This window comes from Acinetobacter sp. YH12235 (assembly GCF_013417705.1).
GTDB lineage: Bacteria > Pseudomonadota > Gammaproteobacteria > Pseudomonadales > Moraxellaceae > Acinetobacter.
This window is the reverse complement of sequence record NZ_VPDL01000004.1, coordinates 114507-129509: the sequence shown is the minus strand read 5'-3', so window position 1 is coordinate 129509 and position 15003 is coordinate 114507. Positions and strand designations below refer to the sequence as shown.

Below are 15003 nucleotides of genomic sequence, written 5' to 3'. Positions count from 1 at the left end.
TAAATTGCTCAGGATAATAAAAATATTATTGCAGGAGAGAAATGCTACTGCATTCGCCGAAGGAGCAAGGTCCCAGGAAACTCTCAGGCAAAAGGACTGCAATAATATATTAAACTCTGGAGAGAAGTGTTGAATCACTCACCGAAGGGGGAAGGTTGCTGCATACAGCTATGATGCAGTCACCGAAGCTCTCAGGTACACATGACAGATGGGAAAGACATCACATATTGAGGAGAGGTGTCTATGCGTCATGTTATTGTGGTGGGGGCAGGCATTACCGGTGTAACAACAGCTTATGAGCTCGCCTTACTCGGTTATCAGGTCACGGTGGTTGACCGTCATCTTTATCCCGCTATGGAAACATCCTTTGCTAATGGCGGGCAACTTTCTGCCTGTAATGCAGAAGTCTGGAATCAAAAAGCCACTGTGTTGAAAGGCATCAAATGGATGTCACAAAAAACCGCACCGCTATTGCTTAATCCTTCTTTTAGTCTGCATAAATATAGCTGGCTGATGGAATTTCTAGGTCATATTAAAAACTATGAAACCAATACCCGGGAAACGGTAAAAATCGCATTACTGGCCAGAAAACGTCTGTTTGAAATTGCCGAAATTGAGCAGATTGATTTTGATCTGGAAAAGCGCGGAATTCTACGATTTCTACCATAATAAAGCTGATTATGATGTCGCAATTAAGGTCAATGATCTGTTGTGTAGTGGTGGTCTGGAACGTAATGCCATCAGCAATGAAGAAATCAAGCAGATTGAACCTGCATTAACTGGGGATTATTACGCGGGGTTTTATTGCCAGAGTGATGCGACTGGAGATATTCATAAATTCAGTACTGGACTGGCAAATGCCTGTATGAAAAAAGGGGTGAACTTCGAATTTGGTCAGGATGTATTTGCGGTCGATCACCAAGCACAGCAGATTATAGTTAAATGCAGACCAAGCCCTGAAAATGTGCGTGCCAATGCTGAAGATGTGCTCGAGATTCAGGCGGATGCCATTGTGGTATGTGCAGGCGTAAGCAGTTATCAGTTGGCAGATCTGTTGGGTGAGCGAGTGAATGTCTATCCGGTAAAAGGCTATTCAATTACCGTACAGCTGAATGATGAGCAAAGTCAGCAAAATGCTCCTTGGGTCAGTCTGCTAGATGAGAGCGCCAAGATCGTCTTGTCACGTTTAGGTAAAGACCGCTTACGTGTTGCAGGAACCGCGGAATTTAATGGTTATAATCGGGATATTCGTGTTGACCGAATTCAGCCTTTAATTGACTGGACACAACGCAATTTCGATCTGTGTACTGAACATGTGGTTCCATGGGCAGGTCTGCGTCCCATGATGCCGAACATGATGCCAGTGGTGCGCCGTGGTAGACAGGAACGTGTCTTTTACAACACCGGTCATGGACACTTGGGCTGGACATTATCAGCGGCAACCGCAGCGATGATCAGTCAGGAAATAGCTCAGCACTATCCAGCCTAAGTAAATAGCCCGCTTTCGGGTTATTTTAAAGATCAAAAAATAATTATTCATTAAGCTCCTTCTACCTGAGCAAAAAATTAGGGTCAAGGGAATCTTTATAAAAACCTCTCCTATAAGGAGAGGAAATTTCTAGTTTAAATTTTTAAATATTAATTAGGACATTGATAGATAAAAATAAAAGTCGGCTGTTTAATCATATAAACGATAAATACCACTAAAGCGCTCACAGCCTTTTTGTTCAGTACTGACCGTCAAGATTGCCTTGCTATAGTTAAAGGTATATTTGCAGTCATGCTCATTATCCGTAATCTGGCTTTTAGTTTCCGTCGTGGTATAGGCCAAAAAAGGAATGGTCTGGGTTTCTGCACGATTATTCGGATTGCGGTAGGCGATCCCTTCAATCTTGATGCGATCTTTCGTCAGCTGATGAATCTTAAGATGAATCGGCTGCTTGGCCATTTGTCCCTGTTCAAACTTGAGATAGTGCTGAGTCAGGCTCTGATTTAGGGAAATATAAATATTGAGGTCATCCAGACGCTGGTCAAATTGCTGTTTAAAGCAGTCCAGCGTCTTACATTGCTGTAAGCGTGTACTCCATAGCTGCTGAGTATCTTGTAATAAGCGAACAGGCGCATCTGTAATCAGAAAAGCGGTAAAATATTGATCTGTCAGTTTTTCACGCGGTTCATCAAGAGAGGCTGAGCAGATCTTTTTCATGGCTGCGTTATTGTTATGATGACTGTTACAGTCCAGCGATTCAGCATGAATGCTGCTAGCAAAAAGGCCTGTCCCGAGTAAAAGTCCCATTATTTTCATCATATTTATATCAGTTTTCAGTAGCATGATCGCTTATACTTTCACTGTGTTACGCTAGGTCTAACTATAGCGAAATAGAAACGTCGTGTACAAGATTTCAATCAGTTATTTCTAAAGGATATAAAAGTGATTGCACAAATTCGTATTGGTCAGGGACTGGATGTACATGCATTTGAAGAAGGTGATTTTGTCACTCTGGCAGGTATTCAGATTCCACATACGCATGGCTTGAAAGCACACTCTGATGGTGATGTGGTTTTACATGCACTTTGTGATGCTTTGCTAGGTGCCTTGGCGCTAGGCGATATTGGCCAGCATTTTCCAGATACCGATCCGCAGTTTAAAGGTGCAGACAGCAAGGTTTTATTAAAGCATGTCTATCAGCTAATTTTGGATCGTGGTTATCGCCTAAATAATGCTGACATCACTGTAGCTTGTGAACGTCCAAAGCTGGCTAAACATAACCTGGAAATGCGTCAGAGCATTGCCGATGTACTGGATGTGGATGTGACTCAAATCAGTATTAAAGCCACAACCACTGAAAAATTAGGATTTACTGGTCGTCAGGAAGGTATTCTGTCTATGGCAACTGTTCTGATCAGTCATTACAAATAACATCAACCGAAGTTATTAGGATGAATCAGGGATAATTCCAGTTCCTGTGTTGCTTTACGGCCTTGCAGCTGTAGGGCAACCGCATGAATTAAACCGGTCCAGGTTTCATTCGGTTCCCAGAGCTGATGCAGATATTCCTGTGCAGTCGGCATGTCCATATCCATATAGTATTGTCGATATAAATACATCAGGCAGCTGACATGATAATTCTGCGTACAATGTACCCAGACCATTTGTTCTTTGACCAGATGATCAATCAGATCCAGTACCAGCAGGCATTGGCTATCCGAAGGGGTTTCCCAGGAGATCGGCAACTGGATATAGTTCAGGCCAAGATCAAGACAAATTTTATCTTCATGTAACAGATGATGATCGCTATCTGTTAATGCCACATTGATTACGGTGGATACGCCGTATTCTTTAATCAACCTCAGTTGTTCAGTTGTCGGCTGACCAGAGCTGAACAGATGGTCATGGATGAACTGAAAATTTTCAATTTGACTTAATGCAGTTTCAATTTCATTCATCAGATAAAATTTTCCTTGTTCAGAAATGAAAACGCCATCTTGTCGATGGCGTTTGTCAGTTCGTTTAACGATTAGGTAAAACGTCCTTCAATGCCTCATGCATGTCAAGCAACACTTTTTCTGTGGTCTCCCAATCGATACAGCCATCAGTCACTGATTTTCCATATTCCAGATCACAAAGATTGGCAGGAATATCCTGACGGCCACCTTTCAGGTGACTTTCTACCATAATACCAACAATTGACTTGTTTCCATCAAGAATTTGTTCAGTAATATTTTTTAAGACAAGCGGTTGTAAGTACGGGTCTTTATTTGAGTTTGCGTGGCTGGCATCAATCATGATCTTGCCGCTGACTTTGGCTTTCGCAAGCGCTGCCTCAGCATCTGCAACTGAACCTGCATCGTAGTTAGGTTTGCCATTACCGCCACGTAGAACCACGTGTGCATATGGATTCCCTGAAGTACGAATCACCGCAACCTGACCTTGGTCATTTAGACCCAGGAAGCTGTGACCATGTTTAACAGATTGCATTGCATTGGTCGCAACAGTTAAGCCGCCGTCTGTACCATTTTTGAAGCCGACTGGTGAAGACAGGCCAGAAGACATTTCACGGTGAGTTTGGCTCTCGGTAGTACGTGCACCGATCGCTGACCATGAAATTAAATCCTGATAGTACTGTGGAGAGTTTGGATCCAGTGCTTCTGTTGCACATGGCAGGCCAAGTTCATTCAGCTCCAGTAACAGTTTACGACCGATACGCAGACCTTTCTCAATATTGAAAGAGTCATTCATATCAGGGTCATTGATCAGACCTTTCCAGCCTACAGTTGTACGCGGTTTTTCAAAATAAACACGCATTACGATATACAGGCTATCTTTTACTTTTTCGCTTAAAGCTTTTAAACGTTCAGCATATTCATGCGCAGCCGCTGGATCATGAATTGAACATGGACCAATTACTACAAAAATACGCTTATCCTTGCCATCCAGGATATTACGAATCGTTTCACGACCATGCAGTACGGTTTGATAAGCAGTTTCAGTCAAAGGTAACTCTGCTTTCAACTGAGCAGGTGTTACCAAAGGAATCATGCTTTGGATATTCACGTCATCAATATCTGATGCTGAAATAGGTTTTGACTGTAGTGTATTCATTGCCGTCACTGGTTTGATCATACAAAAGGTTGTTTAATAGCCTGAATATAACATGAATGATGCGTCACTTTGTTATAAAAAAGATGAATACTTCTTTGAAAAAAAAGTGATGAATCCATGATTTAGTTTAAACAGCAACTGTTTTTTCTACTGCTGTTACCAATTCAGGTTGGGCGGGTTGCACCGGTTTTGACTTGACTGGATTCACAATGAAATTCACGCCAAGACAGAACAGGGTAATCCCAAGAATTTTACGGATAATTTTCTCTGGCATACGTGAACTGATCAGTGTTCCAATCACAATCGCTGGAATAGAACCGCAAAGTAACCAGCCTAATAAAGTAAAGTCTACATTACCTGCACTCATATGGCCCAGACCTGCGACTAAAGTTAAAAGTACAGCATGTACTACATCCGAACCGATAATACGGATCATGGGTAGATTCGGGAACATCAGGATCAAGGCCATAATACCGAAAGCACCGGCACCGACAGATGACAGGGTCACAAACACGCCCAGTACAATACCCATGATCACGATCAAGACACGTTTATTGCCAGATTTAAAGTCAACTTTGTCTAGATCCTGAGTCATATCAGGCAGTTCTTGTTTGCGGTATTTATTAAAGAACTTTTCAATAGAATTGCGGAATACAATAGATGCACCAGTAAGGGTCAGCATAAAGCCCAATACCATGGTCAGCGTTGCTTTATAATGTGTCGATTGACTGAGATAATTCTCTAGTACCCAGTGGGTCACAAATGAGGCAGGGATACTGCCGATCGCCAGCCAGATCACAATAGGCCAGACAATATTCATTTTCTTAGCATGAACCAGTGAACCACAGAATTTAGAAATTGCGGCATAAAGAAGGTCTGTACCAATCGCGATATGCGGTTCAACCCGAAGCAGTGTAATCAGGATTGGGGTCATCAACGAACCGCCACCGACACCGGTAATCCCAACACAGAAACCAACCAATACACCTGCTAAAATAAATTCAATCGGACCAAACATGCATATATGCCAAAATCAAAAAACGAGCATATCTTATGACTTTTAAATATAAGTCGTTGTCTTGATTATTGATTTGCTTATTCTAAAAAGAGATAAAGACTATAAAATTTAAAGTAATTCATCCTGATTTATATTTTAATTTGAATCATCTAGCATACCTTTCTATTGCTAAGTATGAAAATTGATAAAGCTTCTGCAAAATGCCTTTTTATTTATTTGTTTAAAGATCAGCCGCTTTAAATTTATTTTAATTTTTAAGCTGGGCTAAGGCGCGCGCATTGTCCAGATTCCAGTAGTTTAATTATTTGAGGTAGCCAAGATTTGTGAGTTCAACACTTAGGCATGCTCAAATCATGCTTTATGATAGAATCTGAACGGAATTAATTTGTCTCATTTGAGGGAATACACTTGCAGAATCGGAAACTTAAAATCGGAATCGTGGTGGGAGAGGTATCGGGAGATACGCTTGGTGCGAAGCTCATCCGTAGTTTTCGAGAGCAGGGTATTGATGCAGAATTTGAAGGGATTGGTGGGCCGCAAATGCTGGCTGAAGGCTTCAAGAGCTACTATCCAATGGATATTCTCTCGGTCATGGGCATTGTTGAAGTCCTGAAAGATATTAAAAAACTGTTCGCGGTTCGTGATGGTCTGGTCGAGACCTGGACGAAAGATCCCGTCGATGTTTTCATTGGAATTGATGCGCCTGATTTTAATTTGCGACTTTCCAAGACCCTGAAGCAAAAACAGTTACCGATTAAGACCGTGCAATATGTCAGCCCTTCGGTCTGGGCATGGCGTCAGGGACGTGTGCATGGCATCAAGGCCAGCATTAATCTGGTACTGTGCCTGTTTCCATTTGAAAAAGCATTTTTCAAAAAATGGGATGTTCCGGCAGCTTTTGTCGGTCATCCATTGGCAAGTCAGTTACCCCTCAACAATAATCTGGCTGAAGCGCAGGCAGAACTGGGCTTAGATCCTGCACAAAAATATATTGCACTGCTGCCAGGTAGCCGCCGTGGTGAAATTGAACGCTTAGGACCATTGGTACTGGATGCAGCCAAAATTCTGCATCAGAAATATCCGGATTATACGTTTCTGATTCCCGCCATTAATGAGATGCGTAAACAGCAGATTGAAAACTTGCTGGCACAATATCCGGACAGTTTAAAAGCACATATCCGCCTGATGGAAAATACCAGTAGTGAGTCAAAAATTGGCCGTCAGGTGATGAATGCATCTAATATCATTGCGTTAGCTTCAGGCACTGCGACACTGGAAGCCATGTTATTGCATCGTCCGATGGTGACCTTTTATAAATTGCACTGGCTGACTTATCAGATTGCCAAATTGCTGGTCAAAATTCCTTATTTCTCGTTGCCAAATATCATTGCTGGTAAAAAAGTCATTCAAGAATTAATCCAGTCAGAAGCAACGCCTGAAAACCTGGCTGCTGAAATTGAAAAATTGATGGATATTGAAGCAGCTCAAATTCAGGTGATGCAGCATCTCACCATGCACAAGCAGCTGCTTTCCGGCAACAGTGAAGATCCTGTCAAAGCGGTACTAGCCTTAGTCCAATAAAGGCGTCTTGCTTTTTTGACAGGCAATACGGTATCGGGTCGGGGTTTGTTCAAACTGTTTTTTAAAGCTTTGACTAAACGCCGTTTCCGAAGAATAGCCCACCAGATAGGCGATCTGCTGAATGCTAAATCCGCTATTTCTGAGATATTGTGCTGCCAGGCGAAGTCGATGCTGTTGCAGATAAGCCAATGGTGGCTCACCAACAATCTGGGTAAACAGCTGGGCAAATTTGGAACGCGACATATGGCATTGTTCAGCCAGGCTTTCTACGGTCCAAGGCTGTTCTGGTTTGCCATGAATTGCTGCCAAGGCATTAGATAGTTCAGGATGCGAAAGAGCATTCAGCCAGCTCGAAGCATTTTCCAGATTCAAAATATAATCTCGTACGCATTCAATCAGTAAAATACTGACCAGATGATCCAGAATTTTGTCTCGTCCCGGACGAAGTTGCTGGGTTTCCAATGCCAGAAATTGCAAACCAACTTGTAACCATTCTGGTGCTGTATCTCCCAGAATATGCTGAATGTGCAGAAATTTAGGTAAAGCACTCAGTAGCGGTTTCGCCATCTGGATATCCAGATTGGAACGAATCGCCAGGATAAAACTGCGTTCTGCTGAATGGGTGATATTGAGATCCACACATTGCTGTGCATGAGTCTGAAAATAAGAATTGATCGAATGATGTTCAGAAAAATCCGCATTGCCGGGACTAGAAATCCGATGGGCAGAACCAGCAGGCAATAACACCAGATCACCTTGTTGCAGCTCAAGCAAATCGCCATCTTTGAATATTAATTGCGCTTGACCCTGTAATAATACATAAGCCAGCATGGACGGTTCATACTGATAATCAAACCCGCCTGGATGAAACACATTGAGGTAGAGATATTCGGATTTTTCCAGATGAATATCATCAAAAATTTTACTTAAAGCATCCATGCTTGACTCTATTCTTTTGTTTTAATTCATTTAATTAAATTTAAATAGCCCAGTCTTGTGATTTAAGGCCAAGATTTGGCCTATTGCGCCAAAGACGCTGACATAGTTTTTCTGGACGTTCAATACTGTTCGCTAATGCTGAAATATTCAACTATATGTGCAGAGTAACATAAAAAAGGAGGGTCGCAATGAATGCCCCTGCACAAATTAGCAAAGCTCAGTTCACGCAGGATGCGTCAGCGCTGAAAGGTGTCCAACTGGATAAAAAACGTTTTGGCTGGCTGCTCAGTCCCGGTTTGCCTGTGATCGGTATGGGAATTCTGGCTGGCTATCATTTTGGTCCCAAAGCCACTAAAAAAGTCTTTGCGATGGGTGGGCCTTTATTATTACATGTGATTATCCCAACATTAGATGCTTTAATTGGTGATGATGCCAATAATCCAAATGATGAGCAGATTCAGGCATTGGTCAAAGATCCTTATTATGACCGGATCGTGAAGATGTTTATCCCATTGCAAATGGCTGCCAATGCTTTTGCAGGCTATGTCGTATCCCGTCCAAATGTTTCTCTGGTCGATCAGGTTCTACTTGGCGTTTCTATGGGGGCGATCAATGGAATCGGTGTGAATACTGCACATGAGCTGAGCCATCGCCCTCAGAAAAAAGATCACTACTGGTCACATGCCAGCCTGATGCCGCTGGCCTATAACCATTTCCGGATTGAGCATCCTTATGGACATCATAAACGGGTAGCGACGCCAGAAGACCCGGCATCTTCGAAAATGGGTGAATCCTTCTACCGTTTCTGGCCACGTACTGTATTGGGTGGCTTGAAATCAGCAATTGAGATAGAAAAAAGACGTTTGGAACGTAAAGGCTTAAAATTCTTTAGTCAGGAAAATGAGCTGTTTCATGGCTGGGCGATGAGTGCGGGCTATCATGCCTTGATGCTGAAAATGTATGGCAAGAAAATTATTCCTTATACGCTGACCCAGGCCCTCTATGGCATCAGCCTGTTTGAAATCGTGAATTATATCGAACACTATGGATTAAAACGCGGGCAAAAAGCAGATGGTACCTATGAGCGAACCTTGCCCGAACATAGCTGGAACAATAACAACATCGTGACCAACCTTTTCCTGTACCAGTTACAACGCCATTCGGATCATCATGCCTATCCAAGCCGACCATTTCAGGCATTGCGACATTTTGATGAAGCACCAGAATTACCAAGTGGTTATGCCACCATGCTGATTCCGGCACTGATTCCACCATTGTGGTACAAGATGATGGATCAACGTGTGTATCAGCATTATCAAGGCAATCTGACTAAAGCGAATATTCTGCCTTCGAAACGTGCCAAGCTGCTTAAGAAATTTGGTCTAAAAGACGCTGCGGCTTGATAATGTAAACCAATAAAAAATGCGCCTCGAATGGCGCATTTTTTATTGAGTTTTATTTAGAACCACTCACTCCGCATCTTCAAACAGGTGTCATCGAAGTTCATCAGTAATTTGGCCTGATGTTCAATTTCAGGCAGTTCCCAATGAATGAAATATTGAGCTGCCTGAATTTTACCGGCCAGAAAGGCTTGATCTTCCTGTTGAGAAGATGTGCCAAATTTAAGTTGAGCCTGATTGGCCATTTCCAGCCACAGCCACGCAATAATAGTTTTGCCCATCATATCCAGATATAGGCCAGAATTGGCCAAAGTTTCACTAACTTTGCCTTGATGCAGAGCCTGACCTAAAACCTGTGTGGTTTTTTGCACAGTGACAAGATGCTGTTTATAGACATCTGCCAGTTCTGTTAACTTGCTATCCTGAATCTCAGACAAGGTTTTCTGGATGCGTTGCATGAGCAGGGTCAGGCCTTTGCCATTGTGCTGCCAGAGTTTACGGCCTAATAGATCCAGAGACTGAATCCCATAAGTGCCTTCATGAATCGGATTAAGACGGTTATCCCGATAGCATTGTTCCACCGGATATTCACGCGTATAGCCCGCACCACCCAAGACCTGGATCGCCAGATCATTGGCTTTAGGACCATAGGCAGAAGGGAAGGACTTGACCACTGGTGTAATGAGATCCAGCAAAATGGCACTCTCTTCATCTTGTGCAGCCTGATGTTCATCAATTAAACGAGCTGCAAATAAGCACAGCGCTAAAGCACCTTCAACATAAGATTTTTGTGCCAATAACATGCGTTTGACATCAGTATGCTCAATGATATTCACGGGCTTGGCATCAGGTGTCTTTTCGTGAACCAGACGACCTTGAGGACGGTTCTTGGCATAGTCCAGAGACTCCAGATAACCACGATAACCGATCATGGCTGCACCGAGGCCAACACCAACGCGCGCTTCATTCATCATCTTGAACATGTATTTTAGGCCATGTCCCGCTTCACCAATTAAATAGCCTAAGCAATTGTCATTTTCTCCAAAGCTTAGCACTGTTGATGTGGTGCCACGATAACCCATTTTGTGTAGCAGGCCAGCCAGATGGACATCATTGGATTCACCTACAGTTCCATCTGTATTGGTTTTGAATTTCGGCACGATGAATAGGGAAATACCTTTTACCCCTTGCGGAGCGTCTTGGATACGAGCCAGAACTAGATGCACAATATTTTCAGTAATGTCCTGATCACCACCAGAAATAAACATTTTCTGGCCTTTAATTTTGTAGCTTCCATCTGACTGAGGAATCGCTTTAGTGGTCAGATCTCCCAAAGAGGAACCCACATTCGGCTCGGTCATCGCCATAGTTCCAGCAAAGCGGCCACTTAGCATATGCGGCAAGAACATTTGTTTTTGTTCTGGAGAGGCAAAGGCTTGAATCAGATTTGCTGCAGCGGCTGTCAGAAAAGAGTAGGCAACAGTCGAAGGATTGGCCGACATGAAATAGGCATTGCAGGCCATATTCACCAAAGTCGGCAATTGCATGCCGCCGTCTGCGTAATCATGCTGGGCGCAGAGTAGACCAGCATCAGCAAATTGTTGCCATGCTATTTTCACTTCATCAATGGTCTTCACCTGTTTGCCATCAAAGCTCGGTTCTTGGTGATCAGCCTTGGCATTATGCGGCGCAAAATAATCGGTCGCGATGCCTTTTGCCGTTTCTAGGATGCTATCAAAAGTATTTTTGTCATGGTCCTGATAGCGTTCCAGTTCAGTTAAAGCTTCAAGTTTGAAGACATCATAAAGCAGAAAATTGAGGTTTTTATCATTAATCAGCTGAGTCACGGTACGGTCCTGAATATGCAATCCTTGAGATAGCATTAAGACTAGCAGTTGCATTTATCAAGGGGGATTGTCAATAATGACATGAAACGGGTGAAAAACGACAAATAGAAAAATATGCAACAGGTAGTGATTTTAGGCTTTGATGGTGCTTTGGCTTCAGCAATTACAGGTGTCGTCGACTTATTTGCCATGGCTGGCGTCAGCTGGAACCGGATTCAGCAGCAGGATGTACAACGTCTATTTAAAGTCAAGATCGCCAGTCCAGATGGACAACCAATTCGTTGTATTAACGGTCTGGAATTGCAAGCTCATTGTGCGTATAAAGAGATTCAAACTGCCGATATTTTGGTAGTGCCGACTATCGCCGCACCTATTCCAGAGGTACTGGATGAAAACCCAGGCCTGATTCAGTTTTTAACTTCCGCTCATGCACAATCTACCTTAATCGCTGGAAACTGCACCGGGAATTTCTTTCTGGCAGAAGCTGGTATTTTAGATGGTCGTGTGGCGACAACGCATTGGGGCTTTCAGGATATATTTCGTGCACGTTATCCTCAGGTCAAACTCAATGCCGATATGATGATTAGCCGGGATCAGAATATTTACTGTGCAGGTGGGGGCTTGGCCTGGTTTGACTTAGGCTTGCATCTGATTGAACGTTTCTATGGTTTTGAAGTTGCCATGCAATCTGCCAAATCCTTTGTGATTGATTATCGACGTGATAGTCAATTGTCTTATTCATTAATGAAGATTGGTCAACCACATCATGATGAACTGGTGCAAAAAGTTCAGGACTGGTTAGAGCAGCATTTTCATGAAGAGTTTACTTTGAATGCGCTGGCAGAACGTTTTAATGTCACCACTCGTACTTTAATCCGGCATTTTAAACAAGCGCTAAATATTGCACCGAACCAGTATCTGCAAGCCATTCGTATTGAAGCGGCCCGCAAACGGCTTGAAGAAACCGATCAGGCCATAGATCTGATTATGCAAAATGTCGGTTATCAGGATCCAAGTTCATTTCGGCGTTTATTTTATAAAAAAACAGGGTTAACACCTTTAGAATATCGCCGTCGTTTTAGCCGACGTTTCTAAATTTTGATAAAAAGAAAGATTCGAAAATCTCTCTTGGCATACATATTAGCTAAAGATATCTTTACGTAAATAATGCGTATAAATGGTTGATGCTATGCTTTGCAGGAAGCCGGTGAACATAATCCAGTAAATGAAAATTTCACATTCTAACTATTTTAGTCCGAAACCTTCAAATCCGATGATGATCAAAAAGGCTGAACTAATCCCCAAAAATAAAATGTTATAGGACAATGACTTCTGCTTTAATAAAATCATTGTTCCTCTTTCGTCTTTGGCTTCTTGTGAGCATTCAAAGCGTATTTTATATATTTCACAGCAAATCACAGCCACCACAATACTTAAGATACTAGCCATCAATACCCAATATAGTGTCATGTTACTTCCTCGGCATAACTAAACAGTTCCTCAATCGTCGTTTCAAGTGCATTTGCTAACTTGAATGCCAGAATCAAGGAAGGGTTGTACTTCTCTTTTTCTAATGCGGCAATCGTTTGGCGGCTGACTGCCACTGCATCAGCAAGCTGTTGTTGTGTCCAACGTTTTTTAGCACGGAACACGATGATGTCATTCTTTAACATGTCTTTACTCCAACATCATTCAAAATGTAATATATATTTAACATTATGTAAACTATATATTTCATAATGATAAAAATAAGTGTCATTTAAAAGATTGAGATATAAAAAACGGGCTAAATGCCCGTTTAAAAATTTTTGAATCAGCTGGTTTAAGCTTTGACTGAGGTCGATTTAACCTTGCGGCCATGCAGCAGGTAATACCAGATCAGACAACTAAAGGTAAGCACTGCGGAAAACAAATAAAGCTGACGATAACCCACCTCATCCAGCAGCATACCGAGGAAATAAGGTCCGAAACCAAGACCGGCATCTAGTGCAATAAAGAAAGTCGAGGTCGCCAGACCCATCCGTTGCAAGGTGGTACTTTTTACAGCAATGGTTTGACACACTGACTGAATATTACCGAAACCAAAACCTAATAACGCGGCACTCGCCAGTAACATCACAGAGTTTTGTGCCTGACTCAGCATTAGAATACCTACTGCCATAATCACGATTGCAGGATAGATAATGATGTTTTCACCTTTACGATCCATTAATGGGCCAGTAAATGGACGCGACAGCAGAATGGCAAAAGCATACATCAGGAAGAAGAAAGAGGCTGCTTCGACCAGATTGATGTCTTTGGCATAGAAGTGGATAAAGGACAATACGCCTGAATAACAGGTAGCCACCAGCAGGACAATGATAGCAATCGGCAAGGCATTCGGCTCTACATACTGAGCAAGCTTACTGGCAGATTGTGGAACAGAGGAAGTCGATGTACCACTCGCTTTAAGGCGCGGCGGCTGGATAAACAGACCGCAAATCAGGCAGCTGAGCGCAACAATAGTAGTAAAGATAAAAATCACCTGATAATTAAAATTCGTCATCAGCCAGATCCCGACAAAAGGACCAATCGCTGTACCAAGCGTACTGCTCATACTGAAATAACCAATACCTTCACCACGTCGTGTTGCTGGAATGGTTTGCGCAATTACTGTGCCGAGTACGGTAGATGCCATACCCATCATAAAGCCGTGGATCAGACGAATACCCAATAACACTTCTAGTTTGGCCGGAATCATATAAAGTCCGGAAAATAGCAAAAAGCCAGTCAGGCCAATCACCAGGGTATTTTTCAGTCCTAGACGATTCAGCAATTTCCCAATAAATAAGCGTCCAATTAGCGTTCCGACAATAAACAGACCGGATACCAGACCGGCTTGTGCAGTCGATGCTCCCAGTTCAGCGACCGAGAAACCGACAATCACAATCACCAGCAGGTAAAACACCAGAACGAGCTGGAAATTAACCAGACTGACCAGGACGAAATTAGAGGTCCATAAGCGGGCTTGATCTTGGCTCATTGTGGTGTTTCCTGAGATGAAGGATGTAATTGCTGAATCAGCTGTACCAAAGTGTTTTTACTGCTTTGCAGATCATGTGCGTCAATCTGTTGCAGTAACTGATCTTCAAAAGCATCAATCTGTTTGGAACACAGGTTAAAGGTTTTAACCCCTTGCTCGCTGAGTTTGAATAATTTCTGACGTTTATCTTCGGTTTCGATCTGGCAGATTAAGTCGAGTTCACTTAAATGCTGGATACGTTTGGTTATGCTTGGTTTTGAAACATTTAAATAGCTTGAAATATCAACCAGTGTGCATTGCTGTTGGGATTGAATGGTATAGAGCACTTGCCATAAGGAATAATTAAGTTGGGAGGATAACAAAATAGTATTGATTTCATCACTCATGAGTCGTGCGCAACGCAGCAACAGTGAACGAAATCTGGAAGAGGGTTGAAACATATAGTTAACCTGGCTAACTAAATTGTGCCTAATTTACGCCTCTTTATTGAATTAGACAAGAGGGAAATTTTGAAAATTTTTGCATGGTTAACGTCTTTTTGACTAAGTTATTACAAGTCTTTAACCTGATTAAAAAACAATCAACAAAAGACT

General features: G+C 42.5%; 14 protein-coding genes, 1 pseudogene and 1 riboswitch. Of the genes and pseudogenes, 5 read left to right on the top strand and 10 right to left on the bottom strand.

Annotated elements, in window-relative coordinates; translation table 11 throughout:
• The first annotated feature begins 21 nt into the window (after window positions 1-21).
• Window positions 22-109, top strand: a riboswitch (glycine riboswitch).
• A 134-nt stretch (window positions 110-243) separates the two neighbouring features.
• Window positions 244-1489, top strand: a pseudogene (locus FTV13_RS03685) (D-amino acid dehydrogenase).
• 189 nt (window positions 1490-1678) lie between these two features.
• Here FTV13_RS03685 and FTV13_RS03680 read toward each other — a convergent pair.
• The gene (locus FTV13_RS03680) at window positions 1679-2332 is read right to left on the bottom strand and encodes a hypothetical protein (protein ID WP_159122884.1); all 654 of its coding nucleotides are present in this window, start codon (window positions 2330-2332) and stop codon (window positions 1679-1681) included.
• A gap of 99 nt (window positions 2333-2431) precedes the next feature.
• On the opposite strand from FTV13_RS03680, the gene ispF reads away from it, so the two are divergent.
• The gene (gene ispF, locus FTV13_RS03675; RefSeq protein WP_034171374.1) at window positions 2432-2920 is read left to right on the top strand and encodes a 2-C-methyl-D-erythritol 2,4-cyclodiphosphate synthase; all 489 of its coding nucleotides are present in this window, start codon (window positions 2432-2434) and stop codon (window positions 2918-2920) included.
• 2 nt (window positions 2921-2922) lie between these two features.
• On the opposite strand, the gene FTV13_RS03670 is transcribed toward ispF, so the two are convergent.
• The 3 genes from FTV13_RS03670 to FTV13_RS03660 all read right to left on the bottom strand — a co-directional run bounded on the left by FTV13_RS03670 (window position 2923) and on the right by FTV13_RS03660 (window position 5621).
• On the bottom strand, window positions 2923-3447 hold the full coding sequence (locus FTV13_RS03670; protein WP_125278644.1) for a protein tyrosine phosphatase family protein: 525 nt from the start codon (window positions 3445-3447) through the stop codon (window positions 2923-2925).
• Between the two features lie 64 nt (window positions 3448-3511).
• A complete protein-coding gene (locus FTV13_RS03665; RefSeq protein ID WP_125278643.1) occupies window positions 3512-4603 on the bottom strand; it encodes a 3-deoxy-7-phosphoheptulonate synthase in 1092 nt (363 codons plus the stop codon).
• Window positions 4604-4730: 127 nt separating this feature from the next.
• A complete protein-coding gene (locus tag FTV13_RS03660; protein ID WP_159122886.1) occupies window positions 4731-5621 on the bottom strand; it encodes a sulfite exporter TauE/SafE family protein in 891 nt (296 codons plus the stop codon).
• A gap of 408 nt (window positions 5622-6029) precedes the next feature.
• On the opposite strand from FTV13_RS03660, the gene lpxB reads away from it, so the two are divergent.
• Window positions 6030-7202: a lipid-A-disaccharide synthase gene (gene lpxB / locus FTV13_RS03655; protein WP_159122887.1), complete on the top strand. Its 1173-nt coding sequence runs from the start codon at window positions 6030-6032 to the stop codon at window positions 7200-7202.
• On the opposite strand, the gene FTV13_RS03650 is transcribed toward lpxB, so the two are convergent.
• On the bottom strand, window positions 7191-8141 hold the full coding sequence (locus FTV13_RS03650; protein WP_159122888.1) for an AraC family transcriptional regulator: 951 nt from the start codon (window positions 8139-8141) through the stop codon (window positions 7191-7193). The two genes, lpxB and FTV13_RS03650, sit on opposite strands and share 12 nt — an antisense overlap.
• Window positions 8142-8329: 188 nt before the next feature.
• Between FTV13_RS03650 and FTV13_RS03645 the strand changes: the two genes are divergently transcribed.
• Window positions 8330-9544 (top strand): alkane 1-monooxygenase, encoded by a 1215-nt coding sequence (locus FTV13_RS03645; RefSeq protein WP_180011034.1) that lies wholly within the window; start codon window positions 8330-8332, stop codon window positions 9542-9544.
• A gap of 56 nt (window positions 9545-9600) precedes the next feature.
• Here the strand turns inward: FTV13_RS03645 and FTV13_RS03640 are convergent, their stop codons facing one another.
• Window positions 9601-11424 carry an acyl-CoA dehydrogenase gene (locus tag FTV13_RS03640; protein WP_180011032.1) on the bottom strand — a complete coding sequence of 608 codons (1824 nt, stop codon included), beginning with the start codon at window positions 11422-11424 and terminating at the stop codon, window positions 9601-9603.
• A gap of 78 nt (window positions 11425-11502) precedes the next feature.
• Between FTV13_RS03640 and FTV13_RS03635 the strand changes: the two genes are divergently transcribed.
• Window positions 11503-12483, top strand: a complete 981-nt coding sequence (locus FTV13_RS03635; RefSeq protein ID WP_180011030.1) for a GlxA family transcriptional regulator — start codon at window positions 11503-11505, stop codon at window positions 12481-12483.
• A gap of 150 nt (window positions 12484-12633) precedes the next feature.
• Here FTV13_RS03635 and FTV13_RS03630 read toward each other — a convergent pair whose 3' ends face one another.
• From FTV13_RS03630 to FTV13_RS03615, 4 genes are all read right to left on the bottom strand, one after another.
• On the bottom strand, window positions 12634-12858 hold the full coding sequence (locus FTV13_RS03630; RefSeq protein ID WP_166138169.1) for a hypothetical protein: 225 nt from the start codon (window positions 12856-12858) through the stop codon (window positions 12634-12636).
• Window positions 12855-13061 (bottom strand): helix-turn-helix transcriptional regulator, encoded by a 207-nt coding sequence (locus FTV13_RS03625; RefSeq protein WP_034702754.1) that lies wholly within the window; start codon window positions 13059-13061, stop codon window positions 12855-12857. The genes FTV13_RS03630 and FTV13_RS03625 overlap by 4 nt, the downstream gene beginning before the upstream one ends.
• Window positions 13062-13210: 149 nt before the next feature.
• Entirely contained in the window at window positions 13211-14410 is a 1200-nt protein-coding gene (locus FTV13_RS03620; RefSeq protein WP_180011028.1) for an MFS transporter, read from the bottom strand.
• The gene (locus tag FTV13_RS03615) at window positions 14407-14850 is read right to left on the bottom strand and encodes a MarR family winged helix-turn-helix transcriptional regulator (protein ID WP_180011026.1); all 444 of its coding nucleotides are present in this window, start codon (window positions 14848-14850) and stop codon (window positions 14407-14409) included. Before FTV13_RS03615 ends, FTV13_RS03620 begins: the two co-directional genes overlap by 4 nt.
• Window positions 14851-15003: the final 153 nt, after the last annotated feature.

Excerpts from the sequence above, each read along its gene's own strand:
- FTV13_RS03680 (WP_159122884.1), bottom strand. The coding sequence starts at position 2,332 with ATGCTACTGAAAACTGATATAAATATGATGAAAATAATGGGACTTTTA.
- FTV13_RS03670 (WP_125278644.1), bottom strand. The coding sequence starts at position 3,447 with ATGAATGAAATTGAAACTGCATTAAGTCAAATTGAAAATTTTCAGTTC.
- FTV13_RS03665 (WP_125278643.1), bottom strand. The coding sequence starts at position 4,603 with ATGAATACACTACAGTCAAAACCTATTTCAGCATCAGATATTGATGAC.
- FTV13_RS03660 (WP_159122886.1), bottom strand. The coding sequence starts at position 5,621 with ATGTTTGGTCCGATTGAATTTATTTTAGCAGGTGTATTGGTTGGTTTC.
- FTV13_RS03650 (WP_159122888.1), bottom strand. The coding sequence starts at position 8,141 with ATGGATGCTTTAAGTAAAATTTTTGATGATATTCATCTGGAAAAATCC.
- FTV13_RS03645 (WP_180011034.1), top strand. The coding sequence starts at position 8,330 with ATGAATGCCCCTGCACAAATTAGCAAAGCTCAGTTCACGCAGGATGCG.
- FTV13_RS03640 (WP_180011032.1), bottom strand. The coding sequence starts at position 11,424 with ATGCTATCTCAAGGATTGCATATTCAGGACCGTACCGTGACTCAGCTG.
- FTV13_RS03635 (WP_180011030.1), top strand. The coding sequence starts at position 11,503 with ATGCAACAGGTAGTGATTTTAGGCTTTGATGGTGCTTTGGCTTCAGCA.
- FTV13_RS03630 (WP_166138169.1), bottom strand. The coding sequence starts at position 12,858 with ATGACACTATATTGGGTATTGATGGCTAGTATCTTAAGTATTGTGGTG.
- FTV13_RS03625 (WP_034702754.1), bottom strand. The coding sequence starts at position 13,061 with ATGTTAAAGAATGACATCATCGTGTTCCGTGCTAAAAAACGTTGGACA.
- FTV13_RS03620 (WP_180011028.1), bottom strand. The coding sequence starts at position 14,410 with ATGAGCCAAGATCAAGCCCGCTTATGGACCTCTAATTTCGTCCTGGTC.
- FTV13_RS03615 (WP_180011026.1), bottom strand. The coding sequence starts at position 14,850 with ATGTTTCAACCCTCTTCCAGATTTCGTTCACTGTTGCTGCGTTGCGCA.